The organism is Dyadobacter luticola, from assembly GCF_005860805.1.
Taxonomy (GTDB): Bacteria; Bacteroidota; Bacteroidia; order Cytophagales; family Spirosomataceae; genus Dyadobacter; species Dyadobacter luticola.
This window is the reverse complement of record NZ_VCEJ01000005.1, coordinates 13431-32299: the sequence shown is the minus strand read 5'-3', so window position 1 is coordinate 32299 and position 18869 is coordinate 13431. Positions and strand designations below refer to the sequence as shown.

At 46.9% G+C, this 18869-nt stretch carries 18 protein-coding genes; 15 read left to right on the top strand and 3 right to left on the bottom strand.

The window, feature by feature from the left end:
* Nucleotides 1-88 precede the first annotated feature (88 nt).
* Nucleotides 89-2608 carry a hybrid sensor histidine kinase/response regulator gene (locus FEN17_RS19245; RefSeq protein ID WP_138367029.1) on the top strand — a complete coding sequence of 840 codons (2520 nt, stop codon included), beginning with the start codon at nucleotides 89-91 and terminating at the stop codon, nucleotides 2606-2608.
* Here the strand turns inward: FEN17_RS19245 and FEN17_RS19240 are convergent.
* Nucleotides 2596-3957 (bottom strand): sigma-54-dependent transcriptional regulator, encoded by a 1362-nt coding sequence (locus FEN17_RS19240; RefSeq protein WP_138367028.1) that lies wholly within the window; start codon nucleotides 3955-3957, stop codon nucleotides 2596-2598. The two genes, FEN17_RS19245 and FEN17_RS19240, sit on opposite strands and share 13 nt — an antisense overlap.
* A 126-nt stretch (nucleotides 3958-4083) precedes the next feature.
* Entirely contained in the window at nucleotides 4084-4383 is a 300-nt protein-coding gene (locus FEN17_RS19235; RefSeq protein WP_138367027.1) for a hypothetical protein, read from the bottom strand.
* Nucleotides 4384-4932: 549 nt separating this feature from the next.
* Here FEN17_RS19235 and FEN17_RS19230 point away from each other — a divergent pair.
* From FEN17_RS19230 to cysM, 13 genes are all read left to right on the top strand, one after another.
* Nucleotides 4933-5658 carry a ferritin-like domain-containing protein gene (locus FEN17_RS19230; RefSeq protein WP_138367026.1) on the top strand — a complete coding sequence of 242 codons (726 nt, stop codon included), beginning with the start codon at nucleotides 4933-4935 and terminating at the stop codon, nucleotides 5656-5658.
* Between the two features lie 26 nt (nucleotides 5659-5684).
* Complete coding sequence (locus FEN17_RS19225; RefSeq protein ID WP_138367025.1) at nucleotides 5685-6476, top strand: ferritin-like domain-containing protein; 792 nt, start codon at nucleotides 5685-5687, stop codon at nucleotides 6474-6476.
* A gap of 220 nt (nucleotides 6477-6696) precedes the next feature.
* The gene (locus FEN17_RS19220) at nucleotides 6697-7929 is read left to right on the top strand and encodes a sulfite oxidase (protein WP_138367024.1); all 1233 of its coding nucleotides are present in this window, start codon (nucleotides 6697-6699) and stop codon (nucleotides 7927-7929) included.
* Nucleotides 7930-7938: 9 nt separating this feature from the next.
* Nucleotides 7939-8343, top strand: a complete 405-nt coding sequence (locus FEN17_RS19215) for a hypothetical protein (protein ID WP_374756673.1) — start codon at nucleotides 7939-7941, stop codon at nucleotides 8341-8343.
* The gene (locus FEN17_RS19210; RefSeq protein WP_138367023.1) at nucleotides 8340-8873 is read left to right on the top strand and encodes a thermonuclease family protein; all 534 of its coding nucleotides are present in this window, start codon (nucleotides 8340-8342) and stop codon (nucleotides 8871-8873) included. Before FEN17_RS19215 ends, FEN17_RS19210 begins: the two co-directional genes overlap by 4 nt.
* 12 nt (nucleotides 8874-8885) lie before the next feature.
* Complete coding sequence (locus tag FEN17_RS19205; protein ID WP_138367022.1) at nucleotides 8886-9482, top strand: hypothetical protein; 597 nt, start codon at nucleotides 8886-8888, stop codon at nucleotides 9480-9482.
* 96 nt (nucleotides 9483-9578) lie between these two features.
* On the top strand, nucleotides 9579-10796 hold the full coding sequence (locus FEN17_RS19200; RefSeq protein WP_138367021.1) for a hypothetical protein: 1218 nt from the start codon (nucleotides 9579-9581) through the stop codon (nucleotides 10794-10796).
* Between the two features lie 78 nt (nucleotides 10797-10874).
* On the top strand, nucleotides 10875-12266 hold the full coding sequence (locus FEN17_RS19195; protein WP_138367020.1) for a hypothetical protein: 1392 nt from the start codon (nucleotides 10875-10877) through the stop codon (nucleotides 12264-12266).
* 32 nt (nucleotides 12267-12298) lie between these two features.
* Nucleotides 12299-12808, top strand: coding sequence for a GNAT family N-acetyltransferase (locus tag FEN17_RS19190; RefSeq protein ID WP_138367019.1), 510 nt, complete (start codon nucleotides 12299-12301; stop codon nucleotides 12806-12808).
* A 136-nt stretch (nucleotides 12809-12944) separates the two neighbouring features.
* Nucleotides 12945-14663 (top strand): AMP-binding protein, encoded by a 1719-nt coding sequence (locus FEN17_RS19185; RefSeq protein ID WP_138367018.1) that lies wholly within the window; start codon nucleotides 12945-12947, stop codon nucleotides 14661-14663.
* Between the two features lie 67 nt (nucleotides 14664-14730).
* Nucleotides 14731-15462 (top strand): alpha/beta fold hydrolase, encoded by a 732-nt coding sequence (locus tag FEN17_RS19180; protein WP_138367017.1) that lies wholly within the window; start codon nucleotides 14731-14733, stop codon nucleotides 15460-15462.
* An 84-nt stretch (nucleotides 15463-15546) separates the two neighbouring features.
* On the top strand, nucleotides 15547-16758 hold the full coding sequence (locus FEN17_RS19175; RefSeq protein ID WP_138367016.1) for an alpha/beta hydrolase family protein: 1212 nt from the start codon (nucleotides 15547-15549) through the stop codon (nucleotides 16756-16758).
* Between the two features lie 90 nt (nucleotides 16759-16848).
* Nucleotides 16849-17721 (top strand): cysteine synthase CysM, encoded by an 873-nt coding sequence (gene cysM, locus FEN17_RS19170; RefSeq protein ID WP_138367015.1) that lies wholly within the window; start codon nucleotides 16849-16851, stop codon nucleotides 17719-17721.
* 51 nt (nucleotides 17722-17772) lie between these two features.
* Here the strand turns inward: cysM and FEN17_RS19165 are convergent, their stop codons facing one another.
* Nucleotides 17773-18192 carry a cytochrome B gene (locus FEN17_RS19165; protein ID WP_138367014.1) on the bottom strand — a complete coding sequence of 140 codons (420 nt, stop codon included), beginning with the start codon at nucleotides 18190-18192 and terminating at the stop codon, nucleotides 17773-17775.
* A 144-nt stretch (nucleotides 18193-18336) separates the two neighbouring features.
* On the opposite strand from FEN17_RS19165, the gene FEN17_RS19160 reads away from it, so the two are divergent.
* Nucleotides 18337-18639 carry a DUF4286 family protein gene (locus FEN17_RS19160; RefSeq protein WP_138367013.1) on the top strand — a complete coding sequence of 101 codons (303 nt, stop codon included), beginning with the start codon at nucleotides 18337-18339 and terminating at the stop codon, nucleotides 18637-18639.
* The last annotated feature ends 230 nt before the right edge of the window (nucleotides 18640-18869 follow it).

The following is an 18869-nucleotide window of genomic DNA, read 5'->3' as shown; positions in this document are numbered from 1 at the left end:
CATTCTGAATCAGACAGATAGACCTCAGCGGGCACGTTTCAGCCGGTGAAATGCGTTAGTTGATATTGTAATATTGCACGTTCTTCCTATGCCAACATTACGGGACCTTTTGCGATCAGTCAGGGGTAAAGTTCTTCTTGGATTTTTATTTGCTTCACTCGCCCTGGGCGCCTCCTGGTTTATCAGCTGGCTGACCTTTGATGGGATGACAGAAAAACTGGATGAGCTTTATGCACCCGATGAAAAGGTTACACTGGTTAACCGGATTTTTAAAAATATCCTGATCCTGGACCAGCTTCAAAGCAGCAGGTTTGGAAAAAATGACGAAAAAAACTCACTGGTACTGGCGCAGTCCGGGCTGCTGATCAAAGATCTTGACACACTTTCCGCCATGAGTTTGGGCGATAACGATCAGATCATCCGGATCGATTCCATGAAGAAGATCCTGATCAAACGGGAGAAAATTTATACGCACTACTCAAAAGTCCGCTCGAAGCTGGTAGATAATAAAGACCTTGAAGATGAGGTGAAATCGATTTCCGGATTAATTACCACCACTACAAAACAAAAGCCCGACAGTACCGTCGTAAAAACCGAGAAGCGGACCACCACAACCACAACTTATACGGACATACCTGATTCCGGCCAGAAAGCAACTTCGAGACCGGGTTTTTTCAAACGGGTATTCCGGAACAATAAAAAAGTAAAACCGGCGCCGGTTGAACCCGCAAAAGTGGTGCAGCGGCAGGAAGTTAACATTGAGGTAGATACCATCAAGGTTGCGCAGGAAGATAGTACCATTGAGAAAGTGGGCGAAGCGGTGCAGGCTATCGAAAAGTCTCAGAAGATCAGGGCGACCAGCTTTGTGGACCGGGAGCAGGAATTGGCAAACACCGGAACCTCACTGGTGCAGCAGCTGATGGGTGTTATGCAGGGAATTGAGCGCCAGATCCTTCAAGAGTCCAGACAAGCGCAGGAAACGACGAAAATGGAGGCGCAGCGGAATTTTGAGAAAATCAAATGGATCATGCTGGGCTTTTTGCTGGTTACCGCCGGGCTGGCATACCTGATCTCCACCGACATTACCAAAAGCAATCAGTACCGCCGGGAGCTGGAAGAAGCAAAAGAAGAGGCTGAATACCATAGCATGGCCAAGCAAAGGTTCCTGGCAAATATGAGCCACGAAATCCGGACGCCGCTGCAATCCATCATTGGCTATACCGAGGCACTTAAAAAGGACGAAAAACCCAAGAAGCAAGATTTGGAAACATTGCATTCCGCGTCTGAACATTTGCTGTATCTGGTAAATGAGGTGCTGGATTACAGCCGCATTATTTCCGATCGGTTCACTTTCGAAGACCGCGTTTTTGCGATCAATCCGTTATTAAATGAAGTAATACAGGTTTTAAGGCCTACGGCGCTGGCCAAAGGACTGATCCTCAGACTAGAAAACTTGCTGCCGGCCAACCTTTATCTCCATGGAGACCCTTTCAGGCTGCGCCAGGTTTTATATAACCTTTTGACCAATTCGATCAAATTCACGGAACATGGCGAAGTGGTGGTGAAAGTGAATGGTGTTGAATTTGGCAACGATATTCAGATAGAATACCACATTTGCGATACGGGCATCGGGTTGACCAATGAACAAATGCAAAGGATATTCAACCAGTTTGAACAGGCCGATTCGTCGATTTCGCGGCGATATGGTGGTAGTGGGCTGGGTTTGAGTATCGTAAAAGCCCTTGTAGAGGGTATGAGGGGCACAATCAGGGTGACCAGCTTGCAGGGACAGGGCACAACTTTTTCTGTTTCGACCCGCATGAGAAAAGCTGAAACACTGGAAATCGCAGAAGAAGCGCCGGAAAGAAGCTATCACATTAACGGCAAAGTGTGGCTCGTGGATGATGATGCCTTTATCCTCAAATGGTGCTCGTCCGTTCTGGAAATGAACGGAATACAACATACCGCCTTCTCCTCAGCCGAGGAAGTGCTGAGCCGGCCGTGGGATGACAATGTGAAATTTATACTGACCGATATGAGAATGTCGGGCATGAATGGTGCTGAAATGTGCAAACGGCTGCGCAAAGTGGTTTCTGAGGATACCAAATTCTTTGTCCTCACTGCCCAGGCACTGCCCGAAGAGCGGAACAACCTGATCAGCATGGGTTTTGACGGCTACCTGATGAAACCTTTTCATTCCAAGGAACTGCTGGAACTGCTGGAATCCTCTTCGTCACCGAATGTTGAGAATGCTTCGAAGGCGCCGGAAATTGATTTTTCTTCGCTGAATGAGATGACTTTCGGGGATGAAAGCCTGATGCGGGAGATCCTGGAACAGTTTGTAAAAGACTCACGGCATGATGTAAACGCACTGCACGATTACCTGCTGGACAACAACCTGATCGAAGTTCAGGAGCTCATGCACCGCATGGCCGGGCGCACAGGCCAGATCGGCGCGAAAGATGTTTCCGCGCGGTTCAGGCACTTTGAAATTCTGTTAAGAGAGAATCCGTCCGACGCCTCCACCGAGGAAATGCATACATTGGTAGAGGACGCAGAATTGATGATCGAGCAGGTTGAAGGTAAGGCGATGGCCTACTCGATGTGATATTTTTCGATTTTGTAGTAAAGCGTTTTCCGGTCGATGTTCAGCAATTTTGCAGCCTTACTTTTATTGTACCGAACTTCTTGCAACACTTTTTCGATCATTTCTTTTTCGTGCGTTTCCTGCAATGCTTTCAAGTCCGAGCCGGCGGGTTTTTGCTGATCTTCCATAGAAGTAATCATTTCGGCAGGCAATGCGCTCGTCGTCGCAACTTCTTCCTTAGATAAGAGTACCAGGCGTTTGATGACATTGTTCAGCTCGCGGAGGTTACCCGGCCAGTCGTATTTCATGAAGATTTCCATTACTTCTTTCGACAGCTCACGCACATTCCTTTCCAGCTCCTCATTGGCTTTGTCCACAAAATGCTGGACAAAAATGCCGAGGTCTTCGCCCCTTTTGCGCAGCGGCGGTACTTCTATTTTAAATTCATTCAAACGGTGGTAAAGATCTTCACGGAAATCGCCGGTAGCGGCATTCGCCATCAGATCTTCATTTGTCGCAGCGATCAGGCGTACATCTACTTTCACCTGCTGCGTAGCGCCGATGGGCACGATAATGCGCTCCTGTAAGGCCCTGAGCAGTTTTATCTGAACATCGTAACCCAGGTTTCCGATTTCGTCCAGGAACAATGTACCTCCGTCCGCCGCTTCAAACTGGCCGATCTTATCCATCAGGGCTCCGGTAAAAGCGCCTTTTTTATGACCGAAAAGCTCGCTGGCGGCCAGGTCTTTGGACAATGATCCGCAGTCAATCGCGACAAAAGGACCATTTGCACGCTTACTCAAACGGTGGATGGATTTGGCGACGTGCTCCTTGCCGGTACCACTTTCTCCCTGAATGATCACCGACATATCCGTCGGCGCCACGAGCCTTACATATTCATAAAGCTGCTTGGAAATCTTGCTTTTACCCTCAATGTATTCCAATGATTGTTTATCGGCTTTCACATTCGGTTTGGCTTTTGATACGGCTTTAACGCTGGTAACCTCTCCTTTGTTAAGCGCCTCGCGGAGCACCATCAGCAACTCCTCGGGATTGACGGGCTTGGTAATGTAGTCGAAAGCGCCGATCTGCATGGCGGTTACCGCGGTACGCACATCGTGGAAAGAAGTCATTATAAATGCTGCAGTGCGGTTTCCTTCGCTGCGCAATGTTTTTAGGAAATCGACTGAGTTACCATCCGGCAAACGATAGTCCAGCATTAAAACATCAAACGGACCTTCCTCGGTGAGGGCTTCCCGGGCGCCTTTCAGGCTGGAACAAACCTTCACCTGATGACCATGCTTGCCGAGAAAGCTGGAAAGAAGCTTGGAAAATGTAGTATCGTCTTCAACAAGAAGGAGGTTTGCCATGGGTTCAATCAATTCAGAAATAAATTTTGCAAAAGCTGGTAAATGTAAAATTATAAAAACAAAAGCCAAAAAGCCGGAGAAATCTCCGGCTTTTACCAGTACTTTAAGAAATTCTACGTATCGCTTTTAATCAAGCTTCTTGCCGTATTTATCCAGATTTACAGTCGTCGATTCCTCTGTTTTTTTCAGATTCACCTCATAATACTGCGAGTTATCTTCCTTCGTCACCAGGTAAGCGCTGGATACTTTCCACTCTGAATAGTTGGAAGACAATGCCGACTTTACCGCTTCGGGCAGGTCTTCGGGCCGCACAGCCACTTTGTCAATCACTGTTTTTGAAATCTCATTGGCCTGCAGTGTACCACCGGCGAAAGATATGTTTGGAGACATGGCCAGCAACCCGGCCACCAGTACTAAATTTCTCATATCAGATTTTAAGAATTCGAAATGCAAAGGGTAACCTCATATTTTATGCCAAAACGATGGTCACCTGCAAAAAAACGCGTTTATGCCTGATTAAAAAACTTTAACCAAAAATTGTCAGCTTTTACATGATGGCTTATCCCACAAAATGTTGAATTGTACATCAGAATTAAACCACCGAAATTCTGCCTGAGACCATAGGATATTGGTTTTTTTGAAAAAACTCAAAATATTTCAGACATTGATTTCAGCTTGATAGATTAAACTCTTATATTTGATTATAAATTAGTTGAATAATTTTGTAGTAAATACACTACACACCAATCCATTCCTGCGCTATACATTCATTAGATATTATAACCCTGAAAAGGCATTATTCTCAACGTTATCTGATATTCTATCATCGGTTAGTCAGAAAGCATCAAGAGTCTTGAAAGAGACTCTTTTTGTTTTTTTATCCCCCGCCATTGATCTAAAGCAAAAAAGAGGTCGTAGGTCTTTTCAAATCGTCTTTTCGACAAACGAAAGGAAAGGTCAAAAATCACTATTGCTATGAACAGACCAATAAATGCAAAAAACAGTTCCGGTAAAAAGGAAGAGGAAATCGCGTCCGTAGTTAACAGACGGTTATTTTTGCGCTCCGCCGGACTTGCTACTTCACTGGGTACGATTGTGATCAGCGCTGCCTGCAGCGATGATGATCCGGATCCGATGATCCCCGGCACTGGCGACGCCGTCGACCTGGGCTCAGGCGACATTGGTGTATTAAACTATGCTTACGCGCTCGAACAACTTGAAGCCGCATTCTACGAGCAGGTGATCAAAACACCTTATGCAGGCATTACTGACGCCGAAAAAACCATTCTTACCGACATTCGTGACCACGAAGTCGTACACCGTGATTTCTTCAAAGCAGCTTTGGGCGATAAAGCGATCAAAGGTCTTACGCCAAACTTCGCTACCATTGATTTCTCCAAAAGAGACGCCGTACTTGGTGCTGCAAAATTGTTTGAAGATACCGGCGTAGCCGCTTATAATGGTGCTGGTAAACTTCTGAAAGACAGTGGTTACCTGCTGTTGGCCGGAAAAATTGTTTCTGTTGAGGCACGTCACGCTGCTGTGATCCGTGACCTGATTAACCCAAAATCGGCTGATTTTGCCGGAGACGATGTCCTGAATACTGACGGTATGGACAAAGCGGTGGCACCTGCGGATATCCTTGCGGCTGTAAAAGGTTACGTGACGGATAACATCACCGGCGCCAACGTGGGTAAATAATTTCAATCTTAATCACAACCAGAAACATGGATATTTTCAAAATCATAGATGACATTCAAAGAATTGACGGGGATGCGCTGGGCCGTATGGAATTCGCCTCGCGCCGTCACTTCATGAACAGAATAGGCAGTAAAGTAGCGCAGGTAGCGGTACCCACTGTTTTCGCTTCCATCGTTAACAAAGCTTTCGCACAGTCTGCAGGAGCAGTTGATGTACTTAATTATGCATTGACACTGGAATACCTGGAAGATGAATTTTACAAAGCAGGTAATGCTGCTGCAAACCTCATCCCAGCCTCTGACAAGGTGATTTTCACCCAGATCGGCAAGCACGAGACGCAGCACGTCGCATTTTTGGTAAAAGCTTTGGGTGCCAAGGCAAGAACCAAACCGACATTTGATTTCAAATACAATGGTGCATTTGCTGATGTTTTTACCAATTATAAGACATTCGTAACGGTTTCGAGCGCGCTGGAAGATACCGGCGTACGGGCTTACAAAGGTCAGGCTGGTGCATTGCAGGCTGATCCACAGATTCTGGAGTATGCATTGCAGGTACATTCCGTGGAAGCGCGTCACGCTGCCATGACCCGCAGATTGGCTGCAACTGTAACCGGTAATGCAGCGATGAAAGGCTGGATCACCGGCAAAGAAGGCGCAGTACCTGCGATTTATGCGGGAGAAGACAACATGACCCAGGGAGGTAAAGACCTCACAGGACTTGCGTCTAAATCAAACGCTGCTATTACAGAAGCATTTGACGAGCCTTTGACCAAAGAAGCGGTACTTGCAATTGCCGGTCCGTTTATCAAATCATAAAAGAGTTATAGTAAATTCTCCCTGTTTGAACGTATACATACACTTATTTAAGTGAGCGTTCGAGTGTTTCTACACACTATCCAGTGAAGCAGAAGAGGTTGCCGGCGAGGCAACCTCTTTTCTCGTTTTAAAATAAGTATAAACAACACGTCCGGGGCGTTTTGCAAGGATGGTTTGCTTAAATTTGATCTTATCCTTTACCTATTCCTGATAACAACTCATGAATTCCGCGCTAAACAGACGGGTTTTTCTCAAACATAGCGGCATCGCTGCATTTGGTACTGCACTGGCTGGAAGTAAGGCTTTTGCAACCGGTTTTTCCAACATTCAAGGCCCCGTTTTTCCTGGTGAGGCAGATGCTTTGAAGGGCAAAAGCACCGAAATGATCGTGCAGGGCGATAAACCCTGGAATGTGGAGTCGCCGGTACATTTGCTGGACGACCGCGTGACGCCGGTAGACAAAATGTTTATCCGCAACAATGGTCTCGTCCCTGAGAAAATCGACGTAGCCAACTGGACGCTGACAATCGACGGGGAGTCGGTGACGACGCCGAAGACCTATACTTTGGAAGATCTGAAAAAGCGTTTTAAACATTATACTTACCAGCTGGTGCTTGAATGTGGCGGAAATGGCCGGGCGGGCTACCAGCCGCAGGCGTCGGGCAACCAGTGGGGCCAGGGCGCGGTACATTGCAGCTCCTGGACAGGCGTGCGGTTGAAAGATTTGCTGGCCGAAGTGGGCGTGAAAGGTGATGCAGTATACATTGGTTACCACGGCAAGGACCAGCATTTGAGCAAAGACCCTAAAAAAGAAGCTATTTCCCGCGGTGTCCCGATTTCAAAAGCGATGGAAAATGAAACATTGCTGGCCTGGGAACTGAACGGAAAAGACATTCCCGAATTTCATGGGTACCCGCTGCGGCTGGTGATCGGCGGCTGGCCGGCTTCGGTATCCGGAAAATGGCTGAGCGGGATTTCGGTTCGGAATAAAGTGCACGACGGCGCAAAAATGGACGGGCATAGCTATAAAATGCCGAGAAGTCCGGTGGCGCCGGGCCAGGATGTGCCACAAACCGACCAGTATTTCAGGATCATCGAATCGATGCCTGTAAAATCCCTGATCACGTACCCGAAAACCGGCGCGATGATCGCTCAGGGAAAAGAACTGACATTACGCGGCCACGCCTGGGCGGGTGATCTTTCAGTTAAAAAAATGGAAATTTCGATTGATTATGGCGCTACCTGGAAGGAATGCAAGCTCGAAAAACCGGTAAACAGGCTCGCCTGGCAACATTGGAATGCGAACATTCAATTTCCTGTAAGCGGATATTACGAGATCTGGGCTCGGGCTACCGATGAAAAAGGCAGCGCGCAGCCGATGGTAATTCCCGCCTGGAATCCCGGGGGATATTTGAATAATGCGTGTGAAAGAATTGCGGTGAAAGTAGGTTAAATGTGAGATATGATGAAGATAATGCTCCTGGCGGCTTTGACGGCGGTGATCCTGTCCAACGCTTTGCCTGAAATGTACGGCTCAAAAAACGACGGAAGAATTAATGCGACTGCTTTTGCGGATACCACCAAAAAAGATCCGGAAACCGGCATGATTGTCGACGGCAATTTTAATATGGTCAAAGCGCAATGTACTAGTTGCCACTCTTCTAAGCTGATCATCGCCAACCGGTTTACCCGCGATGGATGGAAGCAAAAAATTCGCTGGATGCAGGCTAACCATAACTTATGGGACCTGGGCGAAACTGAAAAGCAGGTACTCGATTATCTGGAAAAAAATTACAGTCCGACAGCCGGAATTGCCCGCAGGGCGCCTTTGAAGGATATTAAGTGGTACAAGTTGGATCAAAAATGACGTTTCTTAAAAATCACGCTTTCTTAATAGTTTGCTTACTATTTCCAGTACAAGTTGAATCCGGCATCCGGGCCGAAAAACAAATCCCGAGCGCCAATCTTCCCAATCCTTTAAAAGCCGAGGTAATCGCGATACAAGACGGCGATACCATTGAATTGAAATACATTTATACAGGCAAAAAAGCGGGGCGCCGTGTAGGTAAGCCTATCAGGATAAGGCTCTTACATATTAACTGCCCGGAGCGCGGCCGACCTTATTACAAAGTGGCGAAGCAGTTTACCAGCCAGAAATGTTTCCGGCGGATTGTGAGCATCAGACACGCAGGGAATTTTGATAAATATGGCCGGTTACTCGGCGAAGTGATCCTTCCCGACGGTAAAGTTTTAAATAAAGAACTGGTCAAAAACGGGCTGGCGGTACATTTCAAAAAATACTCGAGTAGCACGGAATATTCCAGTCTGGAAATTCAGGCGAAGAAGCAAAAGCTGGGGATTTGGAGCCAACCTGCCACTATCTTTGGCAAGCTGTAAACATTAATATGGATGGGAAATCAGGTGGCATTTTATCAGATACTTTTCCAAAACGAAACACTTTTTCAGGTGGAGGAAAGGGTGTTGTCGGAGGTAAAAAGAGAAGTTGAGGCCAAAGTTCAGCCGGTACAAACACCCGTGACACCTGCTGCTTTGCCGAAAACACCTGCTATCACGCCGCCGGTAGCTGCCGCGCCACAGCCTGCGAAGCCGGTAGCACAGGAATACTTCCCTGCATTAAAACACCAGATCCTTATTCTGATCGACGAGCCGAAAAACAAAGAAATGCCCGATTCGGAAGCATTGCTGCTGGATAACATTCTCAAAGCGGTTGGTCACTCAACATCGCATGCGGACATCCTGAATTTTAGTTTCCTGCCCGGGCAAAATGCGCGAAGTGTACTTTCAGAAAAGAAGACCAACTTCTTTATCACATTCGGCGTGCCTTTGATCAAGCTTAATCTGGACTTGCTGCTGGCACCTTACACGCCCAAGTCCATCGAGGGGATCTGGTTCCTCCTGGCCGACCCGCTGGCAGTGATCGAAGCCGACCGCGATTTAAAGAAAAAACTCTGGCAAGCGTTAAAGAAGATGTTCGAAATGTCCTAGTTACGAGGTCGTTACCTTTTTTAATATCCGGTCATCACAATATTGTGGGGATATTCCCTGTTTTCATGGATACTCGCAGGCTAACCCATGAAAACTATGGCCAAATTGACAGATTTTTTTGCCGGATTGTTTCGCCCGAGAGAGTCGGACGAAAACCAGTACTACGATGTTGACGAGACTGTTACGCCAACAGCTCTGACGCCCCGCCCTGCCGATGTTACTCCTAACGTACCTTTATCAGCTACCCCTGAATTCAAGCCAAAACCCTACCCCAATACTGTACTACAACCAGCCCCGGTCTACGAGCGCCAACCGGCACCCGTTTACGACCGGCAACCCACTCCGATCATTGAAAAACAGCTAGCCCCAGAGCCGGTAGAAATCCCGAAAATTGAGATCGAGATCCCCTACTGGCTCGACGACGAAGATATGCTGCGCGATGAGGGCGTCTTGTTTGGTCTCTCGGAATCCGATCCAAATGAAAAGACCGACATTATCCAGAAATATTTCTCCAACCTGGCGGCTGGTTACATTGCCAACATTGAGGAGCAAAATGAGCGTATTCAGGAACTAAACCTGTTTATCGGTCAGAAAAACAACCGGATCGAAGAATTACAGGAAAAGCTGAAAAACCCAGCCAGCCGCTCTGAGCGTGAGCATCACTTACCACGCACATTGATCGGGATCACATTATGCATTGCGATGTGTGTCGGTAACTTTTTTCTGATCCGTGAATCGCTGAAACCGGTTTTTGCTGATAATTCCTGGATCGCGCTGGGCGTATTCCTGGCGGGTATGTTCAGCTTGTTCGGAAGGATTTCGCTTTTCCATGATACTGAATCGCGGGTGACCTGGAAATCGCTGCTGGAAGAAGTGGGCTTGCCTTTTGCCTCTGCACTTTTTGTTTTTGCCAATGTGATCACGCACCAAACCTGGTGGCAGGCATCTGCACTTTTCATCTTTGTTTTCTTCCTGTTTCTATTTGCCGGTAAACTTTTGCTGAGCAACATTACGGTGCTGCGCAATGACCTCCAATCGTGGTTGAACATTCAGAAAGACCGCAAGGATTTTGAGGATAATAACTACAACTGGGAGACGGAATCACAGCGTTTGCACGAAGAAATTGATGAATTAAGGGTCAAAAAATGGCAGATACTCCGCGAACAAAGTAATGCCGAAACCGAACGTGACCGCCTTTTTGCAAAAAGGGATATGCTTGTCAAACTCTTCGAAAGTGAGTTCTATTTGGCCAGAAAGATGAAAAACGAGCTGACTACGCGGCAGTTGAACCTCATTCAGCGCGGCATCAAATAGCGCTTTTGCACGATTTTTTACGCCCGAAGTGGCGTGGTTTTAAAATATTCACAAATCGATTAACCAAAATAAGAGGTTATGAACGAGCAAAATCCAAACGAAAACGGCGATTACCAGCGCGGCTACACCCGTGGAATCGAGGGCGTTGACCGCGAGGTTTACGAAGCCTATCTGTCCAGTGACGTGAACCACGACTGGATCCAGGAAAGATTAAATACCAAAAGAGAAGAGCTTTCCGTCATTAAAAACAAGCATCGGGAAACTCAGCAGCTACATAAATTTGCTTACGACAAGCTGCAAAACGAGGTGATGGGCCTGAACAATGCTGCAAGGCAAATGCGGGACCATGAAAATGCGATCGAAGAAATCGATACGCAAACTGCTGAGCTGAAAGAAAAAAGGACAGCCAAAGCGCCTTCCTATTCTTTGATCGCCGGGCTTATCTTCCTGGCCGCCGGCATTTCATTCATCGCAGGTGACCTGATCATTTCCCATGAAATTGTGGCTTATGCCTTGAACATCAGGAATTCTAATGAAGCCTGGGCATTTGCGATCGGTCTGGCGATGTTATCCATTCTTTTAAAACCTGCTTACGACCGGTTGGTTGAGGAGCCTTATCACAAAGATGATTCACCAAAAGCAAGATCGAGATATGCCGGTTTCAAGCTGGTGCTTTCCATTTTCGCGATTGTTACATTGATCATTCTGGGCTGGTTCAGGTATGAAGCTTACCGGACTGATAAACTGAAAGAGGCAATCAACAAATCGGTCAAGAACTTGCAGCTGAATGCTGTTGATCCTTTGACTGGCGCGCCGGTTAATAGTCCTGAGCTGACCAATAAGATTGAAGAAGCATTAAGGAATTCGGACCAGCTCAATCTGGACCTGGTAAATAGCCCATGGGCATTGTTATCATTTGTATTGAGTGGCGTGCTTTTCGCCGTAGCAGGTGCAGTTTCGCTGGGTATGGCGCTGCCGGTATTGCAGGGTTTCTGGTACCGATGGCTGCAAATTGACCCGAAACTCGCGCGATTGCGCAGACGACGAAGACGCATTTTGAAACAAATAGAAGAATTGCAGCCTGCCGTCACCCAGCACATGACGCAAAAAAGCATTTATGAGAACGACATTTCATTCCTGCCAGAGCTGGAAGAGTTGAAAGAGGAAGAAATGAAGATTAAAGCTGAAATTGACGAACTGGAAAATGAGCGCAAACGCACATTAACTGATAGCCGCATTCAATCTTTCGGCGACGGCTATGCACACGGAAAAGTGAGCCGCGACGTGATGACCGAGGAAGAATACGATTCGTGGCGCGACAGTCACCTGACAGTTTCCAACCTGGCATTACGCGCTAAATCCAATGCTTCTGCCGACCGACAAGTTCCAAGAGCGAAAAGCTCGGGCATGCGGCCACACCAGGCGATCCGCAAAGCAATTACCGATCGCTTTGACGAAAACAATTCATAGTTTCTTAAATTGGGGGGCACTTATCGCTTTTTATGATAGTAACCCCCCATTTAAGAATTGTCCCCTGCGACGACACGCTTTATGACGCGATCCGCATGGGAAATAATACGCTGGCCCGCGTCATGGGCGTCAATGTCCCGAAAAAGTGGACCGAATTCCGCGATACTTTCACCCCTTCCTACCATCGCTGGAAAGCCCATCCTCCTCTGCGCGACTGGTGGGTATATCTGATCATTTACATTCCTGATAACCTGCTGATCGGCTCCTGCGGCTACAAAGGCGAGCCGGATGCAAACGGAATGGTAGAGATCGGCTATGAAATTATTCCTTCACACAGACAAAAAGGCTTGGGTACCGAAACCGCGAAAGGCCTTCTCGATCACGCATTTAGCCATAGCATTGTAAAAAGGGTTTGGGCGCATACCCTGGCCGAGGAAAATGCTTCCGCCAAAATTTTGGAGAAGTTGGGATTTGCGCAAACCGTGGATGTGAACGATCCCGAAGACGGGCAGCTCTGGCGCTGGGAAGTTACGCGGCGATAGTGGTAGCCTCTTCATCCGCATTTGAAGTAATGTTATGGTCAGAAAGTAATTGCATTTGTTTGATAATCTTTTGTCTTAAATGATTATATTGATTTTCTGAAAAACAATCAGTCCGTACCCTGGAAACCCTTGAAATATGGCCTCAGTAACAAAGGAGACTTTTCCCTGGCTTAAAAATTACCCGGAAGGGATTCCCTACGAAATCAATCCCGAAGCGTATTCATCACTTCTCGAAATGATGGAAATCAGCTTCAAGGACAATGCGGATAAGGCTGCCTATACCAACATGGGAAAAGAGATTACATTCGGCGAGGTAGGGAAATTGTCCGAACATTTTGCGGCTTACCTGCAAAGTATTGGCTTGCAGCAAGGCGACCGGATTGCGATTCAAATGCCGAATTTACTTCAATACCCGATCGTCATGATGGGTGCGCTGCGGGCAGGACTGGTGATTGTGAATACCAATCCGCTTTATACGCCGCGGGAAATGGTTCACCAGTTTAAGGACTCCGGCGCGAAGGCGATCGTGATCCTCGCCAACTTTGCCTTTCATCTTGAAAAAATCATTGCAGATACGAACATTAAGCACGTCATCGTCACGCAGATTGGCGATATGCTGGGTTTTCCTAAAAAGCTGATTGTCAACTCGGTGGTCAGATATGTAAAGAAAATGGTCCCGGCTTATCATTTGCAGGATGCGGTGAGTTTCGGCTCAGCATTATCGAAGGGCGCGGGACTTACTTATAAGCGGCCGAAAGTTTCGGCAATTGACACCGCATTTATCCAATATACCGGCGGAACTACGGGAGTATCAAAAGGTGCCATGTTGACGCATCGAAACCTGATCGCGAATGTAGAGGGTATCAACGAGTGGCTGATGTCCAAGATGCGGATTTCAGAAACGTCCGGGCAGCTTACACTGGTGGCAGCATTGCCGCTTTATCATGTTTTTGCGATGACGATCAATGGTTTGTGCGGGATCAAATGGGGTGCATTGAATATTTTAATCACCAATCCGAAAGACATTCCAGCATTTGTAAAAGAGCTTAAAAAATTCAGGTTCAACATTTTCCCCGGGCTGAATACGCTTTTTAATGGGTTGCTAAACAATGCTGATTTTGCTTCCATCGATTTTACCGATCTGAAAATCACGATCGCCGGTGGTATGGCTTTGCAAAAAGTAGTGGCCGAGCGCTGGGAAAAAGTGACTGGCTGCCCGCTCGTGGAAGGTTACGGACTTTCGGAAACTTCGCCGGTGTTGTCGGTTAATCCTTTGGATGGAAAGCATAAGCCGGGGACAATTGGTTTGCCATTTCCAAGTACCGAAATGCGGATTTTGAGTGAAGATAATACCTGGGCACCGGTAGGCGAGCGCGGTGAAATTTGTGCGAAAGGCCCGCAGATCATGCTGGGATATTACAATCGTCCGGATGAAACGGTGAAGGTGATTCTGGAAGATGAAAATGGCAGGTGGTTCAAAACCGGGGATATCGGGATTGAAGACCCGGACGGTTTTTTCAAGATCGTCGACCGGAAAAAGGATATGATACTAGTTTCCGGTTTTAATGTTTATCCTAATGAAATTGAGGATGTTGTGGCACAATGCCCGGGTGTACTGGAAGTTGCCTGTGTAGGTATCCCTGACGAAAAATCGGGTGAAATGGTGAAGATATATGTGGTCAAAAAAGACCCGGCGCTGACAGAGGACGACATTAAAGCATTTTGCAGGGAAAACCTGACAGGGTACAAAATTCCGCGTAAAATCGAGTTCAGAAGTGAGTTGCCGAAAACCAATGTTGGCAAGATTCTGCGGCGTGCATTGCGGGAAGAAGAAATGGCGAAAGTTGCCGGTTAGCGCCCAACTGGCAGCAGGTTTATGTATATTTAGCCGAACAAGTTCTCAACTTTGAAAGCGAAAATATATGAATTTACACCGGAAAACATTAGTCCTGCTACATGGGCATGGCGTAGATGATACGATTTGGGATAGCCTCGACGCGGCTCTGAATGAGTACTTTACCATCATCCGGCCCAACCTTTCACTCTTCACCAACTGCCAGTCGATTGAAGATTATGCCGACGAACTGCACCGCCTTCTGACGAATGCCAACATTCATAAATTCACCCTGATCGGCCACTCGATGGGCGGATACATTGCGCTGGCATTTGCAGAAAAATACCCGGATATGCTGGAAGGCTTCGGCCTTTTTCACTCCACAGCCTACGCCGACGACGAAGCCAAAAAGGAGCAGCGCAACAAAATGGCGGAGCTGCTGAGAAATCACGGAAGTGCATCTTTTATCAAAAATACCGCTGCCAATATGTATGGGGACCGGTTTAAAGAACTCTACCCAGATAAGCTTCCGGCACATATTGCGCAGTACAGCAAGCTTCCGGCCGATGCGCTGATTGCAGGAATGATGGCCATGCGCAACCGCCCCGACCGGACGGCCGTTTTGCAAACATTACCTTTTCCGGTACTCTTTATCATCGGTATGCAGGACAAACTCATACCTTTTGAAAGTTTGATCGGTCTCTCCGAGTTTCCGAAGCAGAGTTATCCATTTATTCTCGCCGAGGCCGGGCACATGGGGATGGTGGAGCGGCCGGATGCCACCGCGCGGATGATCAATTGGTATATGAGTAAAATTTAGGCAATAAATAATTTCAAACCGCAATCGAAAACAGGTCAGCGTTCGTTATGTATCCTGGAACGCTGACTTGTTTATTTTGATCCTATGCAAAAATTTACTTCCCTTTCTCATTTAAAAAAATACTTCTTCCTGCTTTTTTGGAGCATTTCTGTCTTCAATGCCTGTAAAACGGATAATCCAACTCCGGTTGAACCGGTTGAGGAAGACAAGTATCTCAAAGAAAGCAGCGTCATCAAAGAGCTTTCAAAAGAAGATATTACTCAGAAAGCCAACGCATTAAACCCGCTGCTGGCAGCTTATGTGCGAAATGGCGTGAAGGTGTACAAGATTACTTACAATACAAAAAATACAGACGGTACTGATATCGTAGCATCCGGTGCTTTAATTCTGCCTGCTACCGACCAGCCGATTTCGATGATCAGCGTACAGCATGGTACTATCCGCAATGATGCCTCGGCGCCTTCCAATTTCAGCGATGATTCCGAAGCGGCTTCTTTCGGCTCTTTATTTGGCGCGATGGGCTACATTATCGCTTATCCGGACTACATTGGTTACGGCGCTTCCAAAGATTTGCCGCATCCCTATGAGCACCGCGCAAGCCTTGCTTCCTCTACATTGGATATGCTGCGGGCTGCGAAGGAATTTTTGAAGAAACAAACGGCCGTGAAGTGGGATGAAAAATTGTACGTGGCCGGTTACTCGGAAGGCGGATATGCGACGATGAGTTTGCAAAGGAAAATTGAGGAAGAGGCTTCGACTGAATTTAACCTGCGGGCGTCGAGCTGCGGCGCAGGTGCTTATGATAAAACGGCTTTTATGGAATACATTATCAACAGCCCGACGCATGGGATTTCTTCTTACAATCAGCTCTATCTCTGGGTTTTATTGACTTACGACCGGATTTATAAGTTAAATAAACCGGCTTCCTATTACTTCAAAGAGCCTTTTGCAACCGCTGTCACGAATGCGAGTTTCAACATTCCAATCAATCAGAGTTTCAATACCATCCTGAATGATTCGTTCAAAACCGCATTAAATAGTGGCGCAGACAAAGGTTTTGTAGATGCGATCGGGGATAATGATGTGTATAAATTCAAGCCCAAAACCCCTACGCGACTCTTCCATGGAGATGCCGATAAGCTGGTTTTTTATTTTAATTCAAAAAATGCCTACGACTATATGAAAGGTGCGGGCGCAGCGGATGTGCAGCTGATCACGGTTCCCGGCGGTGACCACCCGTCTTCGATCGTGACGTTTCTGGCGGGTACATTGACGTTTTTTACTTCGACAAAGTAATTAACCTATATATTTGCAGCCTACCAGTTGAGTAGAGTAACTATTCGCACTTTTCTGGTGTTAAATCCCTGCAACAAGAATTAATGTCCAATGTCCTCACTGCTTGATCTGGTCGGTAATACGCCGCTTGTCGAATTAAAAAAACTCAATCCCAATCCCAGAGTACAGATTTATGGAAAGCTGGAAGGTAATAATCCTGGCGGAAGTGTGAAAGACCGCGCGGCTTACAGCATGATCAAGGGCGCTTTGGAGCGGGGCGAGATCAAGCCGGGGATGAAGCTGATCGAGGCGACGAGTGGAAATACAGGTATTGCCCTGGCGATGATTGCCCGGTTGTTTGACATTGACATTGAGCTCATTATGCCGCAGAGCTCCACCAAGGAGCGGGTGCTGACGATGGAAGCGTATGGTGCAAAAGTGATTTTGACCGAAACCATGGAAAGTGCGCGGGATTATGCAGATGAAAGAGCGGCAGGTGGAGAATATTTTATGTTAAACCAGTTTGCCAATCCCGACAACTGGAAAGCACATTACCGGACAACCGGCCCTGAAATTTTCAGAGATACCCATCAGAAAGTCACGCATTTTGTTTCTTCAATGGGCACTACGGGTACCATTATGGGAGTATCACGCTTTTTGAAAGAACAGAATAACAACATTCAAATCGTTGGCTGCCAGCCGAATGACGGATCGAGCATTCCGGGTATCCGCAAATGGCCGACGGAATATCTCCCAAAAATTTTCGAAAAAGAGCGCGTGGACCGTGTGATAGAAGTTTCGCAGGAAAATGCGACGATGACGACGCGGAAGCTGGCTAGGGAAGAGGCGATTTTTGCCGGTATGAGCAGTGGCGGCGCGGCCTGGGCGGCTGTGGAACTGGCCAAAGAGCTGACCGAGGGTGTGATCGTTTTCATCGTCTGCGACCGTGGCGACCGTTACTTATCCAGCGACTTATTCAGCTAAAAAGAAAACTGCCGGCTTCCGAACATGGATCGAAAACCGGCAGCGGATATTTTAAAACCAGGCTGCTCCCAGATTCCTGAAAGGCCAGGGAATCGCTACGAGAATGATAATCAACGCCATCGCGTAAAAGTAAAGCACTGTCCGGTGCTTGTCTGCGCCATACAACTTCTTGGATCTTGACCTTCCGATGGTGATCAGGACGATTGCGATCACCATCATCAGCACGTGCTCGATGGAATAAAATCTGAAAACCGGCACTTTCAATTCACTGAAATTTACTTTGGGGCTCATGAAATACAGGATCAGCCCGATCAGCAGCTGGGTATGCGTGGCGATCATGGCAAAAAGATACAATTTGCTGTCGCCATCTTTGCCTTTCTGCCAGTTGGAGTAAGCCGCAAAAATAGCCGCAATCAAAAGTGCCAGAACAACATACCGGAGACCGGAGTGGGCACGCAAAAGAATATTCATATCGGATAAAATTATGGTGAATATATACAAGCATGCAAATGTAAGGCGCATTCTACCGCCGCCCAAGACAGCTTTGGAAAGTTTCGGCCGAATCTGAAATATTAACCGGATATTTGTCCCGACAGTAAAATCAACACGCGTAAAATGATCATCTACAACATTACAGTCAACATTAGCTACGATGCTGAGAAGGATTGGCTGCATTATATGAAACAAATCCACATTCCCGCGATCCTCGAAACAGGTATCCCGAACGAATGTAAATTACTGAGACTTTTAACCGAAATTGACAACGAAGGCTCGACTTATACTACGCAATTTTCCTTCCTGACGATGGAGGATTTTCTGGCTTATCAAACCGGCTATCAGGCTGATTTTCAGGAGCGTCACCACGAACTTTTTAACGGAAAATATGTGTCTTTCAGGACACTACTGGAAGAAGCATAAACGACAGCGTGATATAGGAGGAAGTGCGACAAATGTGTGTAAAAACAATTCGATTTACTTGACATTAGGTTAATATTTCTCTTTATTTAATTTACCGTAGCAGCAAGAACTGCCCCTGTCAGCTGCTTCGGAATTGTTATTTATATAAGGATTCCAAGTACGATCTGGCCTGGGCATAAATATTGTAAGTTGCGGTTTAGAATTATGTTTTACCTTAAAACAATGTGCTT